A 19,711-nucleotide genomic window follows, 5' to 3' on the forward strand; every position below is an offset into this window, starting at 1 on the left:
ACATTCTATTGCGACGGGCCGATCATGCACACATCGACGACACCCGCAAAGGAATCCGCATGACTGCCCCCATCAAACCCAGCACCCTGTTGCGCCAGCACCTGGCCCGCGACATCGTCGTGGCGCCCGGCGCCTATGACGGCATGTCGGCCCGGCTGGTGGCCGCGGCCGGCTTTTCCGCCGTCTACGCCAGCGGCGGCGCCATCGCGCGCGCAGCCGGCTATCCGGACATCGGCCTGCTCAGCTTCACCGAGGTCATGGATCGCGTGGAAAAGATCGTGGACGCCAGCGGCCTGCCGGTGGTGGCCGATGCCGACACCGGCTTTGGCGGTTCGGCCAACGTGGAGCGCACCGTGCGCATCATGGAACGCGCCGGCGTGGCGGCCTTCCATATCGAAGACCAGTCCTTCCCCAAGCGCTGCGGCCACCTGGACGACAAGAGCCTGGTGGACGCCGAGGAAATGTGCCGCAAGGTGCACATCGCGCGCCAGACGCTGAGCGACCCCGATGCGCTGGTGATCGCGCGCACCGACGCCATTGCGGTCGAAGGTTTCGAGGCCGCGCTTTCGCGCGCCGAGCGCTATCTGAAGGCGGGCGCGGACATGATCTTCGTGGAAGCGCCCGAGACGCTGGAGCAGATCCGCGCCATCGCCGAACGCCTGCCGGGCCTGAAGCTCATCAACATGTTCTACGGCGGCAAGACGCCGCTCACGCCGCTGGCCGACCTGGCGGCCATGGGCTACCGCCTGGCGATCATCCCATCGGACCTGCAGCGCGCCGCCATCCACGCCATGCAGGCCACGCTTGCGGCCATCAAGCAGACAGGCGACAGCAGCGCGCTGGCCGATCAGCTCACCAGCTTCAAGGAGCGGGAGGAGATCGTGCAGACGCGCCGCTACCTGGCGCTGGACACGCAGTAAGCGCGCGGCGCTATCGGGGGCAGCGGCTGGGCAGGCTCAGCGGCCACAGCCGCTGGTTGTGCGAGCCGTACAGCGTGCGAATGCCGCATTCCATTTCCACGCGCGCCACCTGCTTGCCGGTGGGATCGATGATCATCGACTGCTCCAGCGTGGATACCACCGCGCGGCCCTTGCTGAATGGCGCGACCACCCGGTAATCCGCGGCGATCGCGAGCTTGCCCTGCGCATCCACGTAGCCGTAGCCGCTATCGATGCCGACCGGCGCCAGGCCTTCGCGCAGCGGGCCCAGCGCGTCGAATGCCGGGCCGGACAGCGCGCCCTTGCCGTCCAGCGCGCGCATGCCGCGGTTGGACACGCGCGTTACCGCGCGCCCTTCGGAATAGGCTGACGCAAGGCCTTCGACGGAAAGCCGCTTCTTGCCGTCCAGGCCGGTGTAGTCGGTCATCTCCCGGTTGCCCGCGTAGTAATGCCGCAGCAGCATGTCGGAGCCCAGCGGCCAGCGCCATTCGCCGGCGGGCAACGCGGTCACGGTCTTGCCTTGGTCGTCGATCAGGCGCGGACCGTCTTCGCCCGTCAGCAGGGCGCGGGCGGGGGCGCCGCGGAAGGCGCCGGCGACGGCCGAGGACGGCGCGATCTGCCATTGCCCCTGGCTGTCCAGATAGCCTTGGCGCGGCTGGCGGCGCAGCACCGTCCAGTCGCCCATGCGCACGTAGTCCGCATCTTCCATGTCCACCGCTTGCGAGCCGTCAGGCGCAATGGTCCAGCGGTGCTTGTCGTCGCTGGCTGCGATTGAGCCTTCGCTGTCCACGCCGACCGAGAGCTTGGGCCGGAAGGCGGTCAGCGCGCGGCCCTCGGCGTTGAAGACGGCGGCGGGACGTTCGTACTCTTCCTGCTGCGGGCCGGCCTGGCGCAGCTTCCAGATCTTGGCGGTGATGCGTTCCGCGCTGTGGTGGCTGGGCGGCACGATCCACTTGCCCTTAAGGTCGATGATCCCGACGCGATCCTGGCCCAGCGAGGCGACCGCCTGGCCGTCCTGGAAGAGGCCGATGTCCTGGAACGCGGGCGCGGCGATTTCCTTGCCGGCGACGAAGTCGTACAGGCCCCAGGGCGAGCCCTCGGCTGCGGTCTTGAGGAAACGGACCACGCCGGGGGCGACGATCTGCGCTTCGAAGAAGTCGCGGGGCAGGTCGTAGGTCTTGCCGCTGCGGTCCAGCATGCGGCTCACGCCATCGGCGTAGGCCGGTGCGTAACCATGGCGGAACGGCCCGATGTGCTGCTGCGCGGGCAGATCCATGGGTTTGCCCACGGCATCGAGCAGCAGCAGGCCTGCGGCGGTCTGGGCTGCGTAGCGCAGCTGCTCCGCCTTGAGTCCGGCGGCTTCCGCATCCGCCTGCACGCCGTAATCCTCGTCGGATCCGTCCAGCGGGATGATGCTGCGCCAGGCCGGGTCGGACGCAATGCCGCCGTCGGCCAGCAGCAGGCCGGCGCCGTCCTCGGTGCATTGGCAGTGGTCCTGGGCCAGCAGGCCCAGTGCGCTGCCGGGTATGTCCAGCGGCAGCTCCTTGAGCGAGCGGCTCTTGGCGGCTTCCACCGTTTCGGGCTTGAGCAGCAGGCGGCCTTCATCGTCCAGCACGTTGAGCAGTTCGCCTTCCTGCTTGAAGAGCCACAGCTTGCCCTGGCTGACCACCATCCTGCCGGTGTCCTTGAGCCAGGCGGGCGCCGTTTCGCCGTGCAGCCAGTTGCCCATCGGCGTCAACAGGCCAACCGGTACGCGTTCCTCGTTCGAGAACAGCACGTAGCCGTTCTGGTCCTCGGCCACGAACAGGCCCGCGCCCAGCGTCAGCGGCTCCGCGCGCCCCGGAACCAGCGCCATCTGCTTGCCGCCCGAGGGGTAGACGATGGCGTCGCCGTGGCGCTGCGATTCCTGCGCTTCGGCGGACTTGAGCGTAACGACGGGCTTGCCGCCGCTATCCAGCACCACATAGGAACCGCGGCCGAGCTCGGCGCTCCAGAATGCCTTGGTCACGGGCATCAGGCTGCGATAGCCCTGGTCAGCGCCCACGGGCTTGCCATCGAGGTCCAGCAGCAGCGCATCGCCGTCGCCATAGGCGACGGCCATCGAGCCGTCTTCACCCGGCACCGAGATGTCCTGATAGTCGGGCTCGAGCACCCACTTCCAGTCCCGGTCCACCAGACCGTACCGGCCTTCCTTGTTGGTGGCGATGTACAGGCCATTGCCATAGGACTTGATGATGCTGACGCCGGCATCGCTGTAACGGCGTTCGCCGGTGCTGGAGCGGTACTCCGGCTTGTATTCCACCGTCGCCAGCGCCGGCACGCCCGCGCCCACGTGCAAGGACTGCACGCCTGCGTCCAACGGTGCGCCCACCGGCTGGCCCTTGCGGTCTATCAATAGATAGCGGCCGTCCAGTATGGCCACGGTCAGGCCGATCTCGGCGTAGTCCTGCACGGCGTCATAGCGCGGCGGCACCGCCATCCGGCCTTTGGTGTCGATGAAGCCCCACTTGCCTTTCCATTTCACCGCGGCCAGGCCGTGACGGAAATCGCCCACCGCTTCGAAGATGGGCGAAATCGCCAGCCGGCCGTTCTGGTCCAGGAAACCCCAGGCATGGCGGCGCAGCGAATGATCGCGCGGCACGCGGTCGATGTTCACCAGCGCGGACGGCAGCAGCACTGCGGCGCGTTGGTCCGCCAGCGTGCGGATGCAGCCGTTGGCGTAGGGACTGATGTCGTCGTCGGCTGCGACGCTGTAGGGCTTTTCCTCGATGCAGTACGAGTATTGCGCATGCGCCGACAGGGACGCGCCCAGCGCGGCCAGGGCGCAGGCAAGGCGGGTGGTGCGTATCGCGCGTGACTTCATGGTTGTTTCGCTTTGGCGTTGTCGGGGGCGAGTTCGAACTTGTCGGCCACGGGGCAATCCATTTTCTGCTGCGGCCAGGTGATCCTGCCCTGGTCGTCCAGGATGGTCACCGTGTCGCATACCTCGGTGAACGTGGCGATGGGCACGCCCTTGGTATCGATGTACTGCGTGTTCCGGCCCTGATGGTTGCTGCGGACCAGCGCGCGTTCTTCGCTGAAGTTTCCGGCCCAGGTAAAGACGGGCGGAATCGCATAGCGTCCCGTCAGGTCGATGTAGCCATATAGCGTGCCGGAATACTGCAGGCGGCGCGCCACCGCCAGGCCGTTGTTCAGCGGGCCCAGCGTGTCGAAGTGCGGTCCCACGATGCGCTTGCCGTTGGCATCGATGAAGCCGTGCCTGCCGTTGCCCGAGCGGCTGCGATAGGGGGCTACGCCTTCGTTGGCGCTGCGGTCTTCCACGCTGTAGGTGCCGTCGATGCGCGTGATCTCGCGGCCCTGCAGGTCCGTCATGATGCTGACGGAATTTTCCGAGTCGTGGAACACGATGCGCTGCATGGTTGCCAGCGGCGAGCCGTCGCCCAGCTTGCCCAGCACGGTCTTGCCTTCCTGGTCGATCACGCGGTAGTCGGAGCCGTTGTAGGCGCGCGCCAGTCCCTCGGGCTGCGCGAAGAAGGGATTGAACTCGCCGTAGATGGCGGGAACCTTCATGTTGCCGCGGGCATCGATGGCGCCCTCGCGGTCGTCATGTTCGATGTAGAGCCAGTGCTGGTAGAGCTCCGTGCGCTTGGCTCGGCCGTCGGAGACTCGCGTGGCGCCGCCCTTGGCGTCGAACAACATGGTTCCGCCGCCCGCCAGCGCGGCCAGGTAGCGTCCGTCCTTCAGGCGCTCAGGTTTGCCGGTCACGGGCTCGCTGGGCTTGCCGGTGCGCAGGTTCACCAGGCGGTAGGTGGTGTCGAAAGAGCTGCGGGAGCGTTGTCCGGGAGCGTTGTCCTCGACCAGCATGAGGCCGTTGCCCAGGTATTCGAGTTTGTACGAGCTGTCCTGCGTGGCGGGCACCACCCATTTGCCCTCGCGGTTCATGACGCCCCAGCGGTCCTGGTGCTGGACCTTGGTCCAATCGTCTTCGAACTTCTCCATGCTTTCGTACACCGGCTTGACGGCGGGCGCACCCTTGGCGACATTCCAGATGCCCCAGCGGTTCTCGCGGTTTTCGTCCGGCGCGCGGTACTGGATTAGTTCGCCGTCGAAATACCTGGCGCCGTCCAGTATCTCGGCAGGGACCGCGACGGCCTTGCCTCGGGCGTCGATCAACTGGTCGCCGTCGCTGCGGCTGCGCCCCGCGCCCGCCTGCGCGTAGCCGCCGCGGAACGGATGGATGACGCTGTAGCGCGGCTGCACAGCCCAGTTGCCGTCGGCGTCGATGGCGCCATACTTGCCGTTGGCGGCGCGCACCGGCAAGGGCATGGTCACGTCGTAGCTGGACATGTCCTCCCAGTCCGGGTTAGTCACGATCTTGCCCTTGGACGTCAGTATGCCGAGAGGCTGCGTATAGTCCAGGGGCCGCAACAGGGCCAGCGGCAAGCTGTCCGCGAAGGCCCGGCCGTGTGCGGACTCGCGCGCGGAAAAGGCCCTGATGTCGTAGTCCTGCAGGCGTGCGACGGTGTCGGCGTCGAGCAGCGGCTTGCCTTCGCGCGTATAGATCTGCAGCAGGCCGCCGCCGGTGTCGGGCGAGGCATCCGCGCTCGTCGCTTGCGCGGCGGCGTCCACTGCGGCGGCGGCCACGTCCATTGCGGCAGGCGTGGCGACGTCGACGGCCACGGTCTCGGCTTCCGAGGCCGCGGCTGCCGCGGCGACCGCCTCCTGCGCCGCAATTGCGGCGTCGGCCGAGGCCTCCACCGCCTCTCCGGGACCGTCGTCAGGGTCCGCGGCGGCGCCGGCCGCTGCGGCATCGGCTGCCACTGCCGCGGCCTCGGCCGCGTCGACCGCCATATCCACGGCGCGCGGCGGCAAGGAAGCCGTCACCCAGGCCAGTCCGTTGCTCAGCTGCACGCGGCCATGGCGCGCGTCTATCTTGCGGAAATTGCCGGCGGGATCGATCAGCAGCACGGCTTCGTCATCGATCATGACGCGCCAGCCCTCGCGTTCATCCAGGCCGATGTAGTTGCCCTTGAATGCATGCTGGACGCCGAGCTTGGCGTTCAACAGCAGCGCCTTGCCCGCGCCTTTCCGCTTGACCAGCCATAGCCCAGGCCCCGCCAGTTGCACGTGCTCATAGCGCTGCTTGTGGATGGTCTTGCCGCGCGGATCCACGAACGTCCAGCCTGCGTCGCGGCTCACCGCCAGCACGTCGCCGTCGCGCAATGCGGGCTCGCGGGCGCGCAACACGTCCGGCGCGATCGCCCAGCGGGCCTGCTCGTCCAGCAGCCCCCACCAGCCGCTGTAGCGCGAATCGCGCAACTGGGCGGGCAGGTAGCCGCCGCTGGGCGCGGCCAGCGCCATGACGCCGGCAGGCAGCGTCGCCGCCTTGCCGGTTGCGGTATTGAACAGGCGCGGCGGCATGGGCATCTCCATCGATGCCAGCTTCTGCCCCCGCTGGAAGCCCCACGAGCGCGTGCCCAGCTCGAAGGTCTTGATGATGTTGCCCTTGCGGTCGATCAGCACATCGTGCCCGTCTTCCTCGGCCAGTGCGGAACCCTCGGCGTTAAAGCCCGTTGCCTCGGAAAAGCGCGGCTTGATCGCCCATTGCCCTTGCGTATCGATATAGCCCCATAGCCCATCCTGGTTCACGGCGGCCAGGCCGTTCTGAAAGGACTTGGCCTCCTGGAAGGACGGCGAGATGGCCATGCGGCCTCGCTTGTCGAGATAGCCCCAGCGGCCGGCGTCGTCATCGGCCGATCCGGTCAGCACGGCGGCCAGCCCTTCGTGGAAGGCCTGCTGGCATTCCAGGTTGGCGCCGTTGTATTCGTTGTAGCCAGGGGCGCACTGGTCGATCCAGTTGGACCTGGCCTGCGCCGCGCCGGGCACGACGGGCAGGGCGGCCAGCGCCACGGCCAGCGCCAGGGGTTTGAGGGCGAGCGGGGTCTTCATTGTGCAGCGGCGCGGGCTGCAACCGCGCAAGCGTAAAGGCCGGGCTGGGCGTGCCACATGGTCGTATGCCTGCCAAGAATGATGGGAAAGGCAGCACTGTAACCAGCGTCAGCGGGCAATTGCGCGGCAAATGTAACTGTAGAAAACAAACCGTTAACAACACTGCCGCCGCTGTCCGGAAAGGGGCAGCGCTGGCATTCCCGCCATGCATGCAGCGGACAAAAAATAATCGGTTGATGCGCGCGTCGTGCGGCCCTGTAATGGACGCCGGTGCCTGCTCGCACGCAGGCGACGTTCCACTGCCGAGGTCCGCCATGCCCGTCCTGCGCAAGTCTTCACTGGATGCTTCTCAGCTATTGCTGCTGGTGCTGGCCGGCGGCGTCATCATGGGCCTGGCGCTGGGCGTGCGCCACGTGCAGGGCCTGTTCCTCCTGCCCGTCACGATGGACCGGGGCTGGAGCCGCGAGACCTTCGCCATGGCGCTGGCGGTGCAGAACCTGACCTGGGGCGTGGTCCAGCCCTTTACCGGCATGATTGCCGACCGCTACGGCTCGGCCAAGGTGATCGCGGGCGGGCTGGTGTTCTATGCGCTGGGGTTGGTAGGCATGGCGCATGCCACTACGCCCGCCGGGTTCCTGTGGACCGCCGGGGTATGCATAGGCATCGCGCTGTCCGGCACTGCGTTTGCCGCGATCTACGGCGCGCTCAGCCGGCTGGTGGCGCCCGAGCGCCGCAGCTGGGCGCTGGGCGTGGCGGGCGCCGTCGGCGGCCTGGGCCAGTTCACCATGGTGCCGGCCGCGCAATGGCTGATCAGCGGCTGGGGCTGGATCGCGGCCCTGCTGTCGTTCGCGCTGGCGTTGGCCGTGCTGCTGCCCCTGGCTTGGCCGCTGCGGGAGTCTCCCGGCCGGGAGCAGGGCGCGTCCGCGGGCGAGGCGGGGCTGTCCATGTCCGCGGCCATACGCGAGGCCTTCGCCCAGCCCGGCTTCTGGTTGCTGAACCTGGGTTTCCTGGCCTGCGGTTTCCAGCTGGCCTTCATCGGGACGCATTTGCCCGCCTACCTGATGGACAAAGGCCTGCGCGCGTCCGACGCGGTGGCGGCGTTGGCCATCATCGCGCTGACCAACGTCATGGGCACTTATGTCTGCGGCGTCCTGGGCGGACGCCACCGCCGCAAGTACCTGCTGGCCGGCATCTACCTGCTGCGCACGGCCGCCATCGCGCTGTTCGTGCTGCTGCCGCTGTCGTCGTGGACCGTATATGTGTTCGCGGCGGTCATGGGCTTTGTCTGGCTGGGCACGGTGCCGCTCACCAACGGGCTGATATCCCAGGTGTTCGGCGTGCGCTACATCACGACCCTGTTCGGCTTCGTGTTCTTCGGCCACCAGCTCGGTTCCTTCCTGGGCGTGTGGCTGGGCGGCGTGGTGTTCGAGGCCACGGGGTCCTACGACCTGATCTGGCTGGGCGCGATGGCGCTGGGCGTGCTGTCGGCGGCGCTGCATTGGCCGATAGACGACCGCGAGATTCCCCGCGTCCACACCGCGGGCGCGCCCGGATAGCGGGTGGCCTACAGCGGCCGGTGCTGCGTGCCCGCGCCCATGGTGATGTGCAGCATGCGGCAGGGACCGGCCACCTTGAGCGTGTGCCAGATGCCCTTGGGGACCACATAGGCGTCGCCCGCCTGCATCCGCACGGCCTGCTCGCCCGTCGGCCATTCCAGCCGCAATTCCGCGGCGCCTTCGATCAGGCGCAAGACCTCGTCGGCCTGCGGGTGCATTTCCCATTGCGGCCAGTCCTTTTCGAAGGCGTATTCGGACACCAGCCAGCCGCGGCCGAACCGCTCCAGTTCCTCTTCGGGCTGCGACCAGAAGGCGTTGCCGCCTTCGACGGCACTACAGGCGCCTGAGGCGTCCAGCAGGAGATAGTGCGACGACAGATTGGTAGTCATGTTGCGCTTCCTGGGGTGAGAAGTGTCGGGCCAGTGTAAAGCGATATCATGTGCATCTTCATCGGCTATAACAGGAGAGGGCGATGCGCCAGGGATTCGACGGGGTCAGGCCCGCGTCCGAGTCTTCCATCGAGATCGGCTTCTTCTATGAAGGCCGGCATTGCGTCGAACGCATCCGGGCCAAGCCCACCGCCGCCAACCTCAAGCGCGCCGCCGACAGGCGGGCCGCCATTCTCGAGGCCATCGCGCGCGGCGAATTCGACTACGACGCCGAGTTTCCCAAGCGCGGCGGCGCGACCAAGCCACCACAGGGTTCCGCATGACGAGCGACAAGCAGCTGGACATCAACGATCTGACGCCGGACGCCTTCAGGGCCTACGGTTGGATGCTGGGCAAGCCCATGCCGGACGGCAATGGCGTGCCGCTGTTCTCCAATCCGGATACTGACTTCTGGCAGGAGCATCTGTTCAACACCGGCGCCGGCGGCGACGCCGAGCTGCTGTGGGTCAACTACCGCAGCCAGTCCTTTGAAATCTCCAGCCTGGAAAAGCATCTGCTGACGCAGCAGGCCATCGTGCCGCTGACGGGCGAGATCATCCAGGTCGTGGCGCGCAGCGCGGCTGACGGCAGTCCGGACCTGGCCACGCTCGCGGCATTCCGCGTGCCGCAGGGGCAGGGCGTCTGCATGCGCCCGGGCTGCTGGCACGCCACGCGCGTCACGGACGAGGAAGTCACCTGCCTGATGCTGACCCGCCGTTCCACCACAGTGGACCTGATCCAGCACCTGACCACGGATGCTTCCGCCAGCGAAAGCGCCATTGTCGCGATTCCGGTCCAACGGCTCGAAGCCCAGGCCCAGGCCGCCTAAACGCTGATCTTCGCCGCTAGTCGCGGCGTATTCCCGCTTACCGGCAGGCAGGCGGGATGGCAGACTGCCGCCTCCGGTCATAGCAACCCAAGAATTCCCCCATGAGTGAAGTATCGATCGAGGCGCTGAGACGAAATCTCGCAGCCAAGATAAAGCAGGCCACCCAAACACCCAATCCGCCGCCCACCCGCTGGCAGCGCCTGCGCCAGCGCTTCCTGACTCGCGATCCCAAGGCCCGCGGCCTGCGTGTCCTGACCGTGGTCACGCTGCTGTATCTCTACATCGAATTCAGCTTCAGCGCCTGGCTGCTGGACGTGATGTCTGAAAACGCCAGCAACCGCGTGGACACGGCCGAGGCATGGGGACGCCTGATTTCGGGCTTTGCCGTGGCCCTGCTGGTCTGGCCCGTCATTTTCGCGCGCACCCGCCGATGGCGGATCACGGTGCCGTTGTTGATCGTTGTGTCGCTGGCCATCATCACCGCGGTGTATCAGGGGGAGCGCAAGCTGATCGACTCCCTGGTGGACAGCTCCACCGCTGAAAGCCGCGCCGCCGCCGTCACTGGCGCCTTGCTGCGTCAAGGGCTGGCCACCGGCACCGTAAGCGCCAGCATGCTCGATGGGCTATGGGCCGACGAGAACGCACAGTCGGTGGCCGGCAAGGCTTTCGTGGGCGTGGTGTCCTACATGGCCGCGCAATCCGACGCGGCGCGCCGGCAGACCATGGCGATCGCGCCCGAGGTGGTGCGCGCCGTGATCGAACAGAACGTGGGCGGGCGGGACGCGGAGTACCAGCGTTTCGTCGACAGCCAGGAAGATATCCGCGGCCGCCACAAATACTTCTACGAGCGCGGCATCCAGAACCACCAGAAAGAACTGGCGCGAATCCCGGCGCGCGCCGAGCGCGATTGGGAACACTACCTGGACCGGCTGGACGCCAAGAACCGCAAGTGGGGCCGCGCCCGCCTGCGCGACCGCAGCGGCGAGCTGGTACCCGGCTTCGTGGCGCCGCGCGTGCGGGACGAAGTGCGCAAGATGGGGCTGGACGTGCCCGATTCCTGGCGCACCGGCGACAAAGCCTACTTCGTGCGCCTGGCGCAGCAGAAGTACCGCAAGCAGATGGACGAGGCGCTGCAACGCGAACTGGAAGGCATGCCGCCCAACCTGGGGCTGGAGGCGTTTGCCGCGCATCCGGTCGTGCAGAAGAAATGGCGCATAAGCCTGGGCTATCCGGACAAGGTGGCGCGCCTGACGCTGGCCGTGATCTCGGCGGACGAATTCAACAAGCGCTACTACCAGCCGGTGCTCGCCGGCCGCACCATGGACCGCCTGCAGGACTACCGCAGCCAGGCCCGCGACTACGGCGCCGGCGGCAAGCGCGAGGCCGAAGGAAAAAAGGCCTATGAAGCCATGATCGCGCCCGTGTTTGCCCTGACGCTGTCGCTGCTGGGCGCCCTGGTCCACATCGGCAAGATCAGCCTGCTGCTGGCGCAGCTTGCGAGCGGCTGGCGCTTCAGGAGTCCGCTGGTCAAGGCGGGGGCGCTATTGGCCGCGGTGCTGCTGGTCTGCCTGCTGGCGCGCGCGGCCATCAGCACGCCGCTGACCTCGCATCCCACCTACCAGGCGTGGACGCAAGCCGCGGGCGGGCAGCCGGTGTTGACGGCGGTGCTGGACACCATGATCAAGATGCAGTCGCTGGCCTACCCCGTGTTCGACGTGGCCAGGCAGGGGCTGGAATTCGTGGCGGGCAAGGCGTCCCGCTAGAGTGCGGAGCCGCCCTCGCCGTCAATCCGCTTCGCTGTATTCGTAGCCCAGGCGGGCGAACAGCGGCCACTTGTTGCGGTAGTTGGCTGTCCAGCACATGCCGTAGTAGGCCCCGAATGGCTCTTCCACCTTGTGGACCTGGATTCGCGCGGCCGCCTCGGCGTCCGCGGGGCTGAAAGCCTGGCCCGGTGTCGGGTATAGATCGCCCTCCCATATCGGCTTGCCGCAGTGGGCGCAAAAGTTGGTCCATTGCCCTTGGTTGTCGGGGTTCTGGCGGTAGTGGGGAGACAGTGCCTGCATGGCCTGCGCCACCGCGGGCGACAGCAGCCCGGTCTGGGAAATCAGCGCGGGATCGGCAATATCCAGCCATTGCGGCGGGCTGAACAGCCACGTGCTGAAATCCGTGGGGCTCAGCCCGGGGCTGTCGGCATCGGCTTCGTCCAGCTCGATGTCGGCTTCCGTGCATTGATGGCCGGGCGGCACCGCCAGGGCGTGCACCGGCGTTTCTTCGCCGCAGCGCGTGCACGCATGCGTCGCCTGCAGCACGAAGTAAGAGGACGCGCGTATGTTCATCTGCGGGTATTCCGCGGCCGGATCTTGCGTATGCATGGGCTGGTGCTGTTCCTGTTCTGGCTCGCTGTTTCTTCTACATCGCCAGGAAATATGCCAGAATTCCCCGGACTTTACGCTTTGAATGCGATGCCGGCCGCATGGGCGTCGCCAACCTCACGCAGTGTTGTGTTGGAGCACCGGATGCGCGATAGCCAGAGTAGCACTGGATTTTCCTCCAAGGTCCGCGGCAGCGGTCCCGCGCTGATGGCGGCGCGCCTGATGGTCGCGGCCGCGCTGGCGGGCGGACTGGCGGGATGCGCCTTCAACTCCCATGATTCGAGCGGTTCGCAATCGGTAGGCATCGACGGCGTCACCGCGCAGCAGGCGCGCGCCATCGCCCGCGAAGCCTATCTCTACGGCACGCCCATGGTCGCAAGCTACCAGACCATGCATGCCTTCAGCATCGACAAGAACAACCCCCAGTACAAAGGTCCGTTCAATACGGTCAACAACGTCGCGCGCGTCTTCACGCCCGAAGACACCGCCTTCGTCACGCCCAACGCCGACACGCCGTACACCTTCGCGGTGCTGGACCTGCGCGCCGAACCCGTAGTCATCACCGTGCCCGCCATGGAGCCGCGCCGCTACTTCGTGCTGCAGCTGATGGACCTGTACACCTACAACTTCGCCTACATCGGCAGCCGCAGCACGGGCAATGGCGGCGGCCGGTTCCTGGTGGCCGGCCCGCGCTGGAAGGGCAAGGCGCCGGCAGGCATCACCAAGGTAATCCGGTCGGAGACCGATCTGGTCAATCTGGTCGGGCGCACCCAGCTCTTTAATGCGGGCGACCTGCCCAACGTCAAGCGCATCCAGTCACGCTACAAGATCCAGACGCTGTCCGCCTACCGCAAGCAGCGCGCGCCGGAACCGGCGCCGGCGGTGGACTGGATAGCGCCCGAGCCGCCCGCGCAGATGCGCAGTTCGCTGGAGTTCTACAACCAGCTTGCCTTCCTGCTGCAGTTCGCGCCGACCCATTCTTCGGAACAATCATTGCGCGAACGCTTTGCCAGCATCGGCCTGGAACCCGGCCGGGAGTTCGACTTCAACAGCATGAACCCCGCGTTGCGCCGCGCCTTGCAGGAAGGCATGCACGACGGCCAGAACGATATCGACAAGAACCGCGAGGCCCTGAATGGCAAGACCGATCGGCTCTTCGGGGACCGCAATACGCTGAAGAACGATTACCTCGCGCGCGCCACGGGCACACAGGTCGGCATCGGCGGCAACAGCCGCGAGGAAGCGCTCTATCCCGTGTTGGAAAACGACAGCACAGGCCAGCCGCTGGACGGCCGCAACAAATACACCTTGCGCTTCGCCCCGCGCAGCCTGCCGCCCGTCAACGCATTCTGGTCCATGACCATGTATCGCCTGCCCGAACAGCTGCTGGCGTCCAATCCGCTCAAGCGGTACCTGATCAATTCGTCCATGCTGCCGTCGCTCAAACGCGATCGCGATGGCGGCATCACGATCTACATCCAGTCGGAGTCGCCCGGCAAGGGCAAGGAGTCCAACTGGCTGCCCGCGCCGGCGGGGCCCTTCATGGTCACGTTGCGGTACTACTGGCCCAAGCCCGCGCTGCTGGAAGGCAAGTGGACTTCGCCGCAGATTGAACGGGCCAGACAGGCGCCGCAGGCGCGGTCCGCGCCTTCCCCGCTCCAGGTTCGACACTAGCGGCGGTCTGGGCTACAAGAAGGCCTCGCGCAGGCCGGCCATCGACGTCCGGCCGGGCGCAGTCGGGCAACCGACCACCCAGGGAGGCTCGCGCCGCATGAAGCGCAATTTCAATATTCACGACCTGCGCATTTTCTACGCGGTGGTCATGACCGGATCGACCCGGCAGGCCGCGCAGTCCATGCACCTGACGCAGCCGGCGGTCAGCCACGCGATATCCCGCCTGGAAGGCGCGACCGGCGTGCAGCTGTTTGACCGGTCCCACAAGACCTTGCGTCCGACCGAGGCCGGGCAGTACCTGTACAGCGAGGCCAAGTTCGTGCTGGACGAGCTGGTCCGCATCGACGAGGCCCTGCACAGCATCGAACAATTCGGCGGGCGCGGCCTGCGCATCGCGTCTTCGCCCGCGCTGGCGCTGGGCTACGCGCCCGACGCGGTGCGGCGCTATCTGGACGCCAACGGCACGCGGCCTTTTTCCATCGACATCGAATCATCCGTGCAGGCCATCAGCGCGGTCGAAACCATGCGCGCGGACTTCGGCCTGGGCGCGGTGGAGCGCGACAGCGCCCGCCTGGCGTTCACGCCGTTTCTGCGCGCCGACGTCATGGCCATCGCGCATCGCGACCACCCCTTGGCTGGGCGCGACACCATCGCGGCGGCCGATATACCGCCAGACACCTATGTGAAGCCCTTGTGGTCCGACTATGTAGTGGCCCAGGGCGACATCGCGGACACGCTGTTGCTGAGTTCCGGCATGCGGGCGCACATGTCGCTGCTGCCCGGCACGGTGCGGGCGGTCCGGGGCATCAGCCTGGTCAATGCGCTCTCCGCCTGGGACATCGTGGCGGCCTATCCCGATCTGGTCGCCCGGCCCCTGGCGTCGCGGCAGTGGTTCGATTTCTATCTCATCACCCGCAAAGAAGAGCGCGGCCAGGACCTGGCCGAGCGGCTGCTGGACGCCCTGCGCGCCACGGCTCAGGACCGCCGCCAGGGCGTCTATGCGCATACGGTCCAGTTGCTGGAGTAGACGGCGGCCTTACTCCGCCGGCGGCTGCCAGGGCAGCGATTGCAGGTCGCCGTCTATGCTGATCGCCTGCCCGCTGATCATCGCTCCGAACGGGCTGGCCAGGAACAAAGCCATGTTGGCGATGTCGGCGGCCCGCACGAACTGCCGCAGGCTGACGCCGGCCAACTCCAGCCGGGTCTCTTCTTCCACGGTCAGGCCCATGTTCCGGGCACGCGCCTCGATCACGCGGTCGATCCGCGGCCCCGCCACCAGTCCGGGCAGCAGCGCGTTGACGCGGATGCCATGGCCGCCCAGTTCGACCGCGAGCGAACGCGTCAAGCCCACCACGCCCCATTTGGTCGCTGCGTAGGGCGTGCGCATGGGGATGCCCATGCGGCCCGCCACCGAACTGATGTTGATGATGCTGCCGCCGCCCGACGTACGCAGCGCCGGCAGCGCATGCCGCACCGTGTGGAATTGCGATGCCAGGTTGATGTCCAGCGTGGCGTCCAGTTCCTGCGGCTGGATGTCCGCGATCCCTGCCGTGGGGCCGGCGATGCCGGCGTTGTTGACCAGCACGTCCAGGCCGCCCAGCTGCGCCAGCGCTTCCTGCATATAGCGGTCGATCTCTTCGCGCCGGCTCACGTCGGCGCGCGACCAGGGGTGAGGGCAGGCCGCCAGCGCCTGCCCATCCACATCGCAGACGTGCACCTTGGCGCCGCGGTCCGCGAATGCGGCGGCGATTGCCGCGCCGATACCGGCGGCGCCCGCGGTCACGATGACGCGCTTGCCGGACAGATCCACGGGCAACGCGGAAATGTCCCCCGGAACAACGTTCTTCATAGTCATGCCAGATCCTTGTCGCTACGGCTCAGGGCTTCATCAAACGGCAGGTCGATTCCGCCGGCGAGGTATAGACCTGATCGCCCGGCACGCGGGCCACCAGCTTGTAGTAGTCCCAGGGCGCCTTCGACTCCGACGGGCTCTTCACCTGCATCAGGAACATGTCGTGCACCATCAGGCCGTCGGCGCGGATCTTTCCGTCCTTTACGAAGAAGTCGTTGACCGGATTCGCCTTCAGCCATTTCATGATGGTGTCGCCATCGGTGCTCTTGGTGGCTTCCACTGCCTTCAGATAGGTCGTGGCGGCGGAATAGTCGCCGGCTTGCAGCATCGACGGCTTTTTCTTCATGGTGGCTTCGAAGCGCGCGGCCCACTTGCGCGAGGCGTCGTCCTGGTCCCAGTACCAGGCCGTGGTCAGATACATGTTCTGCGCGGCTTGCAGTCCCAGCGCGTGCACGTCCGTAATCAATACCAGCAGGCCCGCGATCTTCATCTTGGGCGTCAGGCCGAATTCATTGGCTGCCTTGACGGCATTGCTGGTGTCGCTGGCCGAGTTCGCCAGCCCCAGCACCGATGCGCCGGATGCCTGCGCCTGCAGGATGAAGGAAGAGAAATCCGCCGCGTTCAGCGGGTGCCGGACCCGCCCCTTGACGTTGCCGCCGTCGGCCTGCACCACCGCTGAGGCATCGCGCTCCAGCGCGTGTCCGAAGGCGTGGTCCACCGTCAGGAAGTACCAGTCCTTGTTGCCTTCCTTCATCATCGCGCGGGCCGTGCCGCGCGCCAGCGAAACCGTGTCGTACACATAGTGCACGGTGTAGGGCGTGCATTGCGAATTCGTCAGCTCGGAGGCGCCCGCGCTCACCACGAAGAACGGCGTCTTCTTTTCTTCGGCCACTTTCGCCATCGCCAGCGCTGCCGCGGAATTGGCGCCCGCAATCAGCATGTTCACGCCCTTCTGGTCCAGCCATTCGCGCGCCCTGGACGAGGCGATGTCGGCCCGGTTCTGGTGGTCTGCCACCAGCACCTCGACCTTTTTCCCCGCCACCACGCCGCCCAGGTCCGCCACCGCCATTTTGATCGCCTCGGCTCCGCCCGGGCCGTCGGCATCCGCCGACAGGCCGGACATGTCGGTGATGAAGCCGATGCGGATCACGCCGTCGTCTGCCTGCGCCATGCCGGCCGTCCCCAACAGCGTCGCGAGCGCGGCTGCGCACAATGTCTTTTTCATGTCTGTCTCCCCACTGAATGGATCTGGTTCAGAACGCGACGTTGTCGCGGCCCTTCAATTGCAGCGTTTCGCGCGCCTCGTCGGGCGTGGCAATCTGTAGCGAAAGGTCTTCCAGGATGCGGCGGATGCGCCGCACCTGGTCCGCGTTCGAGTGCGCCAATTCTCCCGGCCCGTCCCAAAGCGAGTCCTCCAAGCCCACGCGCACGTTGCCGCCCAGGGTGGCCGCCATGGTCGCCAGCGGCGTCTGCTTGCGTCCGGCGGCCAGCACCGACCAGATGTAGTCGTCGCCGAACAGGCGGTCCGCGGTGCGCTTCATCATCATCACGTCTTCGGGATGCGTGCCGATGCCGCCGCGTATGCCGAACACGGACTGGATCAGGAAGGGCGGCTTGAGCAGCTTGCGGTCGACGAAATGCGCCGCCGTGTACAAGTGCCCGATGTCGTAGCACTCGATCTCGAAGCGCGTGCCGTTGTCGCCGCACGAGGTCAGGATGCGCTCGATGTCCTTGAAGGTGTTCTTGAAGATCAGGTCATTGCTGCCTTCGAGATACGGACGTTCCCAGGCGTGCTTGAACTCCTTGAATCGCTCCAGCAGTTCATACATGCCGAAGTTCATCGAACCCATGTTCAGCGAGGCTACCTCGGGCTTGAATTGCAGCGCGGGCGCCATTCGGTCGGCAAGCGGCAGCACGGGCGAGCCGCCCGTGGTGATGTTGATCACCACGTCCGAAGCGTTCTTGATGCGGGGCAGGAACTGCGCATACAGCGCGGGGTCCTGGGTAGGCTGCCCGGTATCGGGCTGGCGCGCATGCAGATGCACGATGGCGGCGCCGGCCTTGGCTGCATCCAACGCGGACTGCGCGATCTCATCGGGCGTGACGGGCAGATGGGGCGACATCGACGGCGTATGGACCGATCCGGTGATGGCGCAGGTAATGATGACCTTGTTCCTGGACTTTTTCATGGGCCTCGGGCTGCGCGCTTGCGCATGCGTTCTTGATGGTTTTCATGGCCCCGGTTGTCTCCTCCGGGTGTGGGCCATTCTGTCCCACGCCCGCGGCCCGTGTCACCTGAACAGAAATAATCAATTGATAGGATTTCCGGTGCTGCGGTGCAGCGACGCTGGATGCCAGCGCTGCGCGCGAGCCCTGACAGGACTACAATTTGCCTATGCCGGAACGCCCGTTCCGACGGCCATCCGATCACGCAGAAGCCGCCTCCCATGCTTGATATCCAGACCCTCCGCCCGCTGCGGGCCATGCAGCCCGGGCGCGGCCAGATCCGCCTGATGCAGGTGCCGGCATGAGCTACGTCCTGGCGGTGGATCTGGGTGGCACGCGCTTTCGCGCCGCGTTGGTGGACGATCGCGGCGGCATCGCGCATTCGTGTTTCATCGAAAGTCCGGCGCGTGCCAACCCCGCCGCTCATCCTGGCTGGGACGAGATCGACGCCGATGCCTGGTGGAACGGGCTGCAAGCCCTGACCGATGCGCTGGCGGCGCAGGCGGACGCCGCTTTCAGTGCGGTAGAGGCCATCGCGATCTGCGGCGTCACGCGCACGCAGGTCTTCATCGATGCGCACGGCGCTGCCATCCGGCCGGCGATCACCTGGCGCGATACGCGCGCGGCGGCGGACGTGGGCGCGTGGCTCGCGTCCATGCCGTCCTCCCATCCCGAGCATGGACAGATCAACGCCTTCCATCCCTGGGCGCGCGTGGCCTGGCTGTTGCACGCAGAGCCAGAGCACGCGGCGCGGGTGCGGCTGGTGCTGGAACCCAAGGATTATCTGAATTTCCGCCTGACCGGACGCACCGTGAGCGACACCGTGTCGATGGCGCGCCTGGCGGCGGCCGCCACGGCCGGACCGGACTGTGCCGACCTGCTGACGGCGGTGGGGGCCAATCCGGCCTGGGTACCGCGTCTGCTCGATCCGCTGGAGGTCGTCGGCGTCGTGCAAAAGGGTCTATCGGGCGCGTTGGCGCGTCTGTCGGGACGTCCTGTCGTGGCTTGCGCCAACGACACCTGGGCGGCCGTGGCCGGCCTGGGCGCACTGCGGCCGGGTTACGCCTACAACATCTCCGGCACCACCGAAGTTTTCGGCGCCGTGGGCGCCGAGCCGGTGCAGGCGCAAGGCCTGATGACGGTGGACTGGGGCGGCGGACATCATCAGATCGGCGGGCCAGGCCAGAATGGCGCGGATACGGTGGCGTGGCTCTTGCCGCTGCTGGGCCGCCTGGGCGACGAAGGCATGGCCGGGGTGGGCGAGGCCATGGACGCCTTGCTCGATGCGCCGCGCGATCCGCAACCGGCGCTGTTCCTGCCCTATCTGCAAGGCGAACGGGTGCCGTATTGGGATCCGCACCTGCGCGGCGCTTTTCTGGGCTTGAACCGTCGCCACGGCCCCGGCGACTTGGCCTGGGCCGTGCTGGAAGGCGTGGCCTTTCTCAACCGCATCGTGCTGGAGCGCGCCGAAAGCGCACTGGGCAGTCCTGTGGAAGAGATCCGCTTCGGCGGCGGCGCGGCGTCCAATGCCCAGTGGTGCCAGGTCAAGGCCGATATCTGCGAACGCGCTCTGGTGGTCGGCCAGGCCGAACAGCCCGGCGTACTGGGCGCGGCGGTCGCCGCCTGGACGGGCCTGGGACGCTACGGCAGCTTCGCGGCCGCCCAGGACGCGCTGGTGCGCGTGGCGCAACGCTACGAGCCCCAGGCCGAGCGGGCGCACGCCTATCGCCGCATGTACCGCCAGTTCCGCGCCGCGGAAGCCGCGCTGGCGCCAGTATCGCGCGCGCTGGCCGGCATCGACATGGGCTGATGGCCCAGGTATAAACTACCTCGCCATCAGCGGGGCGCAGCGACGCGCCCACATAACAAGCAAAACGCAGCAAGGGT

15 protein-coding genes are annotated in these 19,711 nt (G+C 67.0%); 8 read left to right on the forward strand and 7 right to left on the reverse strand.

The features are described 5' to 3' along the window. Window positions 1-59: 59 nt before the first annotated feature. A complete protein-coding gene (locus HV766_RS02355) occupies window positions 60-920 on the forward strand; it encodes an isocitrate lyase/PEP mutase family protein (protein ID WP_175180469.1) in 861 nt (286 codons plus the stop codon). A 10-nt stretch (window positions 921-930) separates the two neighbouring features. Here HV766_RS02355 and HV766_RS02360 read toward each other — a convergent pair whose 3' ends face one another. Together HV766_RS02360 and HV766_RS02365 are read right to left on the reverse strand one after the other, a co-directional pair. Continuing rightward, window positions 931-3,801, reverse strand: a complete 2,871-nt coding sequence (locus HV766_RS02360) for a WG repeat-containing protein (protein WP_175180470.1) — start codon at window positions 3,799-3,801, stop codon at window positions 931-933. Continuing rightward, the gene (locus HV766_RS02365; RefSeq protein ID WP_175180471.1) at window positions 3,798-6,887 is read right to left on the reverse strand and encodes a WG repeat-containing protein; all 3,090 of its coding nucleotides are present in this window, start codon (window positions 6,885-6,887) and stop codon (window positions 3,798-3,800) included. The genes HV766_RS02360 and HV766_RS02365 overlap by 4 nt, the downstream gene beginning before the upstream one ends. A gap of 314 nt (window positions 6,888-7,201) precedes the next feature. Between HV766_RS02365 and HV766_RS02370 the strand changes: the two genes are divergently transcribed. Beyond that, on the forward strand, window positions 7,202-8,443 hold the full coding sequence (locus HV766_RS02370) for an MFS transporter (RefSeq protein ID WP_175180472.1): 1,242 nt from the start codon (window positions 7,202-7,204) through the stop codon (window positions 8,441-8,443). An 8-nt stretch (window positions 8,444-8,451) separates the two neighbouring features. Here the strand turns inward: HV766_RS02370 and HV766_RS02375 are convergent, their stop codons facing one another. Beyond that, window positions 8,452-8,832 (reverse strand): cupin domain-containing protein, encoded by a 381-nt coding sequence (locus HV766_RS02375; RefSeq protein ID WP_054458825.1) that lies wholly within the window; start codon window positions 8,830-8,832, stop codon window positions 8,452-8,454. Window positions 8,833-8,915: 83 nt separating this feature from the next. On the opposite strand from HV766_RS02375, the gene HV766_RS02380 reads away from it, so the two are divergent. The 3 genes from HV766_RS02380 to HV766_RS02390 all read left to right on the forward strand — a co-directional run bounded on the left by HV766_RS02380 (window position 8,916) and on the right by HV766_RS02390 (window position 11,463). Beyond that, window positions 8,916-9,155: an Arm DNA-binding domain-containing protein gene (locus tag HV766_RS02380; protein ID WP_054458828.1), complete on the forward strand. Its 240-nt coding sequence runs from the start codon at window positions 8,916-8,918 to the stop codon at window positions 9,153-9,155. Then, window positions 9,152-9,700 (forward strand): ureidoglycolate lyase, encoded by a 549-nt coding sequence (locus tag HV766_RS02385; protein ID WP_054458830.1) that lies wholly within the window; start codon window positions 9,152-9,154, stop codon window positions 9,698-9,700. Before HV766_RS02380 ends, HV766_RS02385 begins: the two co-directional genes overlap by 4 nt. Window positions 9,701-9,801: 101 nt before the next feature. Next, a complete protein-coding gene (locus HV766_RS02390) occupies window positions 9,802-11,463 on the forward strand; it encodes a hypothetical protein (protein WP_175180473.1) in 1,662 nt (553 codons plus the stop codon). A gap of 21 nt (window positions 11,464-11,484) precedes the next feature. On the opposite strand, the gene HV766_RS02395 is transcribed toward HV766_RS02390, so the two are convergent. Beyond that, window positions 11,485-12,072, reverse strand: a complete 588-nt coding sequence (locus HV766_RS02395; protein ID WP_125470304.1) for a hypothetical protein — start codon at window positions 12,070-12,072, stop codon at window positions 11,485-11,487. Window positions 12,073-12,216: 144 nt separating this feature from the next. Between HV766_RS02395 and HV766_RS02400 the strand changes: the two genes are divergently transcribed. Continuing rightward, window positions 12,217-13,746 (forward strand): DUF1254 domain-containing protein, encoded by a 1,530-nt coding sequence (locus HV766_RS02400; protein WP_054458837.1) that lies wholly within the window; start codon window positions 12,217-12,219, stop codon window positions 13,744-13,746. A 97-nt stretch (window positions 13,747-13,843) separates the two neighbouring features. Then, window positions 13,844-14,773 (forward strand): LysR family transcriptional regulator, encoded by a 930-nt coding sequence (locus HV766_RS02405; RefSeq protein WP_054458840.1) that lies wholly within the window; start codon window positions 13,844-13,846, stop codon window positions 14,771-14,773. A gap of 9 nt (window positions 14,774-14,782) precedes the next feature. Here the strand turns inward: HV766_RS02405 and HV766_RS02410 are convergent, their stop codons facing one another. The 3 genes from HV766_RS02410 to kce are packed head-to-tail and all read right to left on the reverse strand — an operon-like array spanning window position 14,783 to window position 17,787. Further along, complete coding sequence (locus HV766_RS02410) at window positions 14,783-15,601, reverse strand: SDR family oxidoreductase (protein WP_119451694.1); 819 nt, start codon at window positions 15,599-15,601, stop codon at window positions 14,783-14,785. Between the two features lie 22 nt (window positions 15,602-15,623). Further along, window positions 15,624-16,823: an ABC transporter substrate-binding protein gene (locus HV766_RS02415; RefSeq protein WP_054458845.1), complete on the reverse strand. Its 1,200-nt coding sequence runs from the start codon at window positions 16,821-16,823 to the stop codon at window positions 15,624-15,626. 28 nt (window positions 16,824-16,851) lie between these two features. After that, window positions 16,852-17,787 (reverse strand): 3,5-dioxohexanoate:acetyl-CoA acetone transferase, encoded by a 936-nt coding sequence (kce, locus tag HV766_RS02420; RefSeq protein ID WP_054458847.1) that lies wholly within the window; start codon window positions 17,785-17,787, stop codon window positions 16,852-16,854. A 338-nt stretch (window positions 17,788-18,125) separates the two neighbouring features. Here kce and HV766_RS02425 point away from each other — a divergent pair, with 338 nt between their 5' ends. Beyond that, window positions 18,126-19,634 (forward strand): xylulokinase, encoded by a 1,509-nt coding sequence (locus HV766_RS02425; RefSeq protein WP_175180474.1) that lies wholly within the window; start codon window positions 18,126-18,128, stop codon window positions 19,632-19,634. Window positions 19,635-19,711: the final 77 nt, after the last annotated feature.

Source organism: Achromobacter aegrifaciens (genome assembly GCF_902859735.1).
GTDB lineage: Bacteria > Pseudomonadota > Gammaproteobacteria > Burkholderiales > Burkholderiaceae_B > Achromobacter > Achromobacter aegrifaciens.

Bases quoted from the DNA above. Each gene is read 5' to 3' on its own strand.
- HV766_RS02375 (WP_054458825.1), bottom strand. From the start codon at position 8,832: ATGACTACCAATCTGTCGTCGCACTATCTCCTGCTGGACGCCTCAGGC.
- HV766_RS02410 (WP_119451694.1), bottom strand. From the start codon at position 15,601: ATGACTATGAAGAACGTTGTTCCGGGGGACATTTCCGCGTTGCCCGTG.
- HV766_RS02355 (WP_175180469.1), top strand. From the start codon at position 60: ATGACTGCCCCCATCAAACCCAGCACCCTGTTGCGCCAGCACCTGGCC.
- HV766_RS02400 (WP_054458837.1), top strand. From the start codon at position 12,217: ATGCGCGATAGCCAGAGTAGCACTGGATTTTCCTCCAAGGTCCGCGGC.
- HV766_RS02365 (WP_175180471.1), bottom strand. From the start codon at position 6,887: ATGAAGACCCCGCTCGCCCTCAAACCCCTGGCGCTGGCCGTGGCGCTG.
- HV766_RS02390 (WP_175180473.1), top strand. From the start codon at position 9,802: ATGAGTGAAGTATCGATCGAGGCGCTGAGACGAAATCTCGCAGCCAAG.
- HV766_RS02405 (WP_054458840.1), top strand. From the start codon at position 13,844: ATGAAGCGCAATTTCAATATTCACGACCTGCGCATTTTCTACGCGGTG.
- HV766_RS02380 (WP_054458828.1), top strand. From the start codon at position 8,916: ATGCGCCAGGGATTCGACGGGGTCAGGCCCGCGTCCGAGTCTTCCATC.
- HV766_RS02385 (WP_054458830.1), top strand. From the start codon at position 9,152: ATGACGAGCGACAAGCAGCTGGACATCAACGATCTGACGCCGGACGCC.
- HV766_RS02370 (WP_175180472.1), top strand. From the start codon at position 7,202: ATGCCCGTCCTGCGCAAGTCTTCACTGGATGCTTCTCAGCTATTGCTG.
- HV766_RS02360 (WP_175180470.1), bottom strand. From the start codon at position 3,801: ATGAAGTCACGCGCGATACGCACCACCCGCCTTGCCTGCGCCCTGGCC.
- HV766_RS02415 (WP_054458845.1), bottom strand. From the start codon at position 16,823: ATGAAAAAGACATTGTGCGCAGCCGCGCTCGCGACGCTGTTGGGGACG.
- kce (WP_054458847.1), bottom strand. From the start codon at position 17,787: ATGAAAAAGTCCAGGAACAAGGTCATCATTACCTGCGCCATCACCGGA.
- HV766_RS02395 (WP_125470304.1), bottom strand. From the start codon at position 12,072: ATGCATACGCAAGATCCGGCCGCGGAATACCCGCAGATGAACATACGC.
- HV766_RS02425 (WP_175180474.1), top strand. From the start codon at position 18,126: ATGAGCTACGTCCTGGCGGTGGATCTGGGTGGCACGCGCTTTCGCGCC.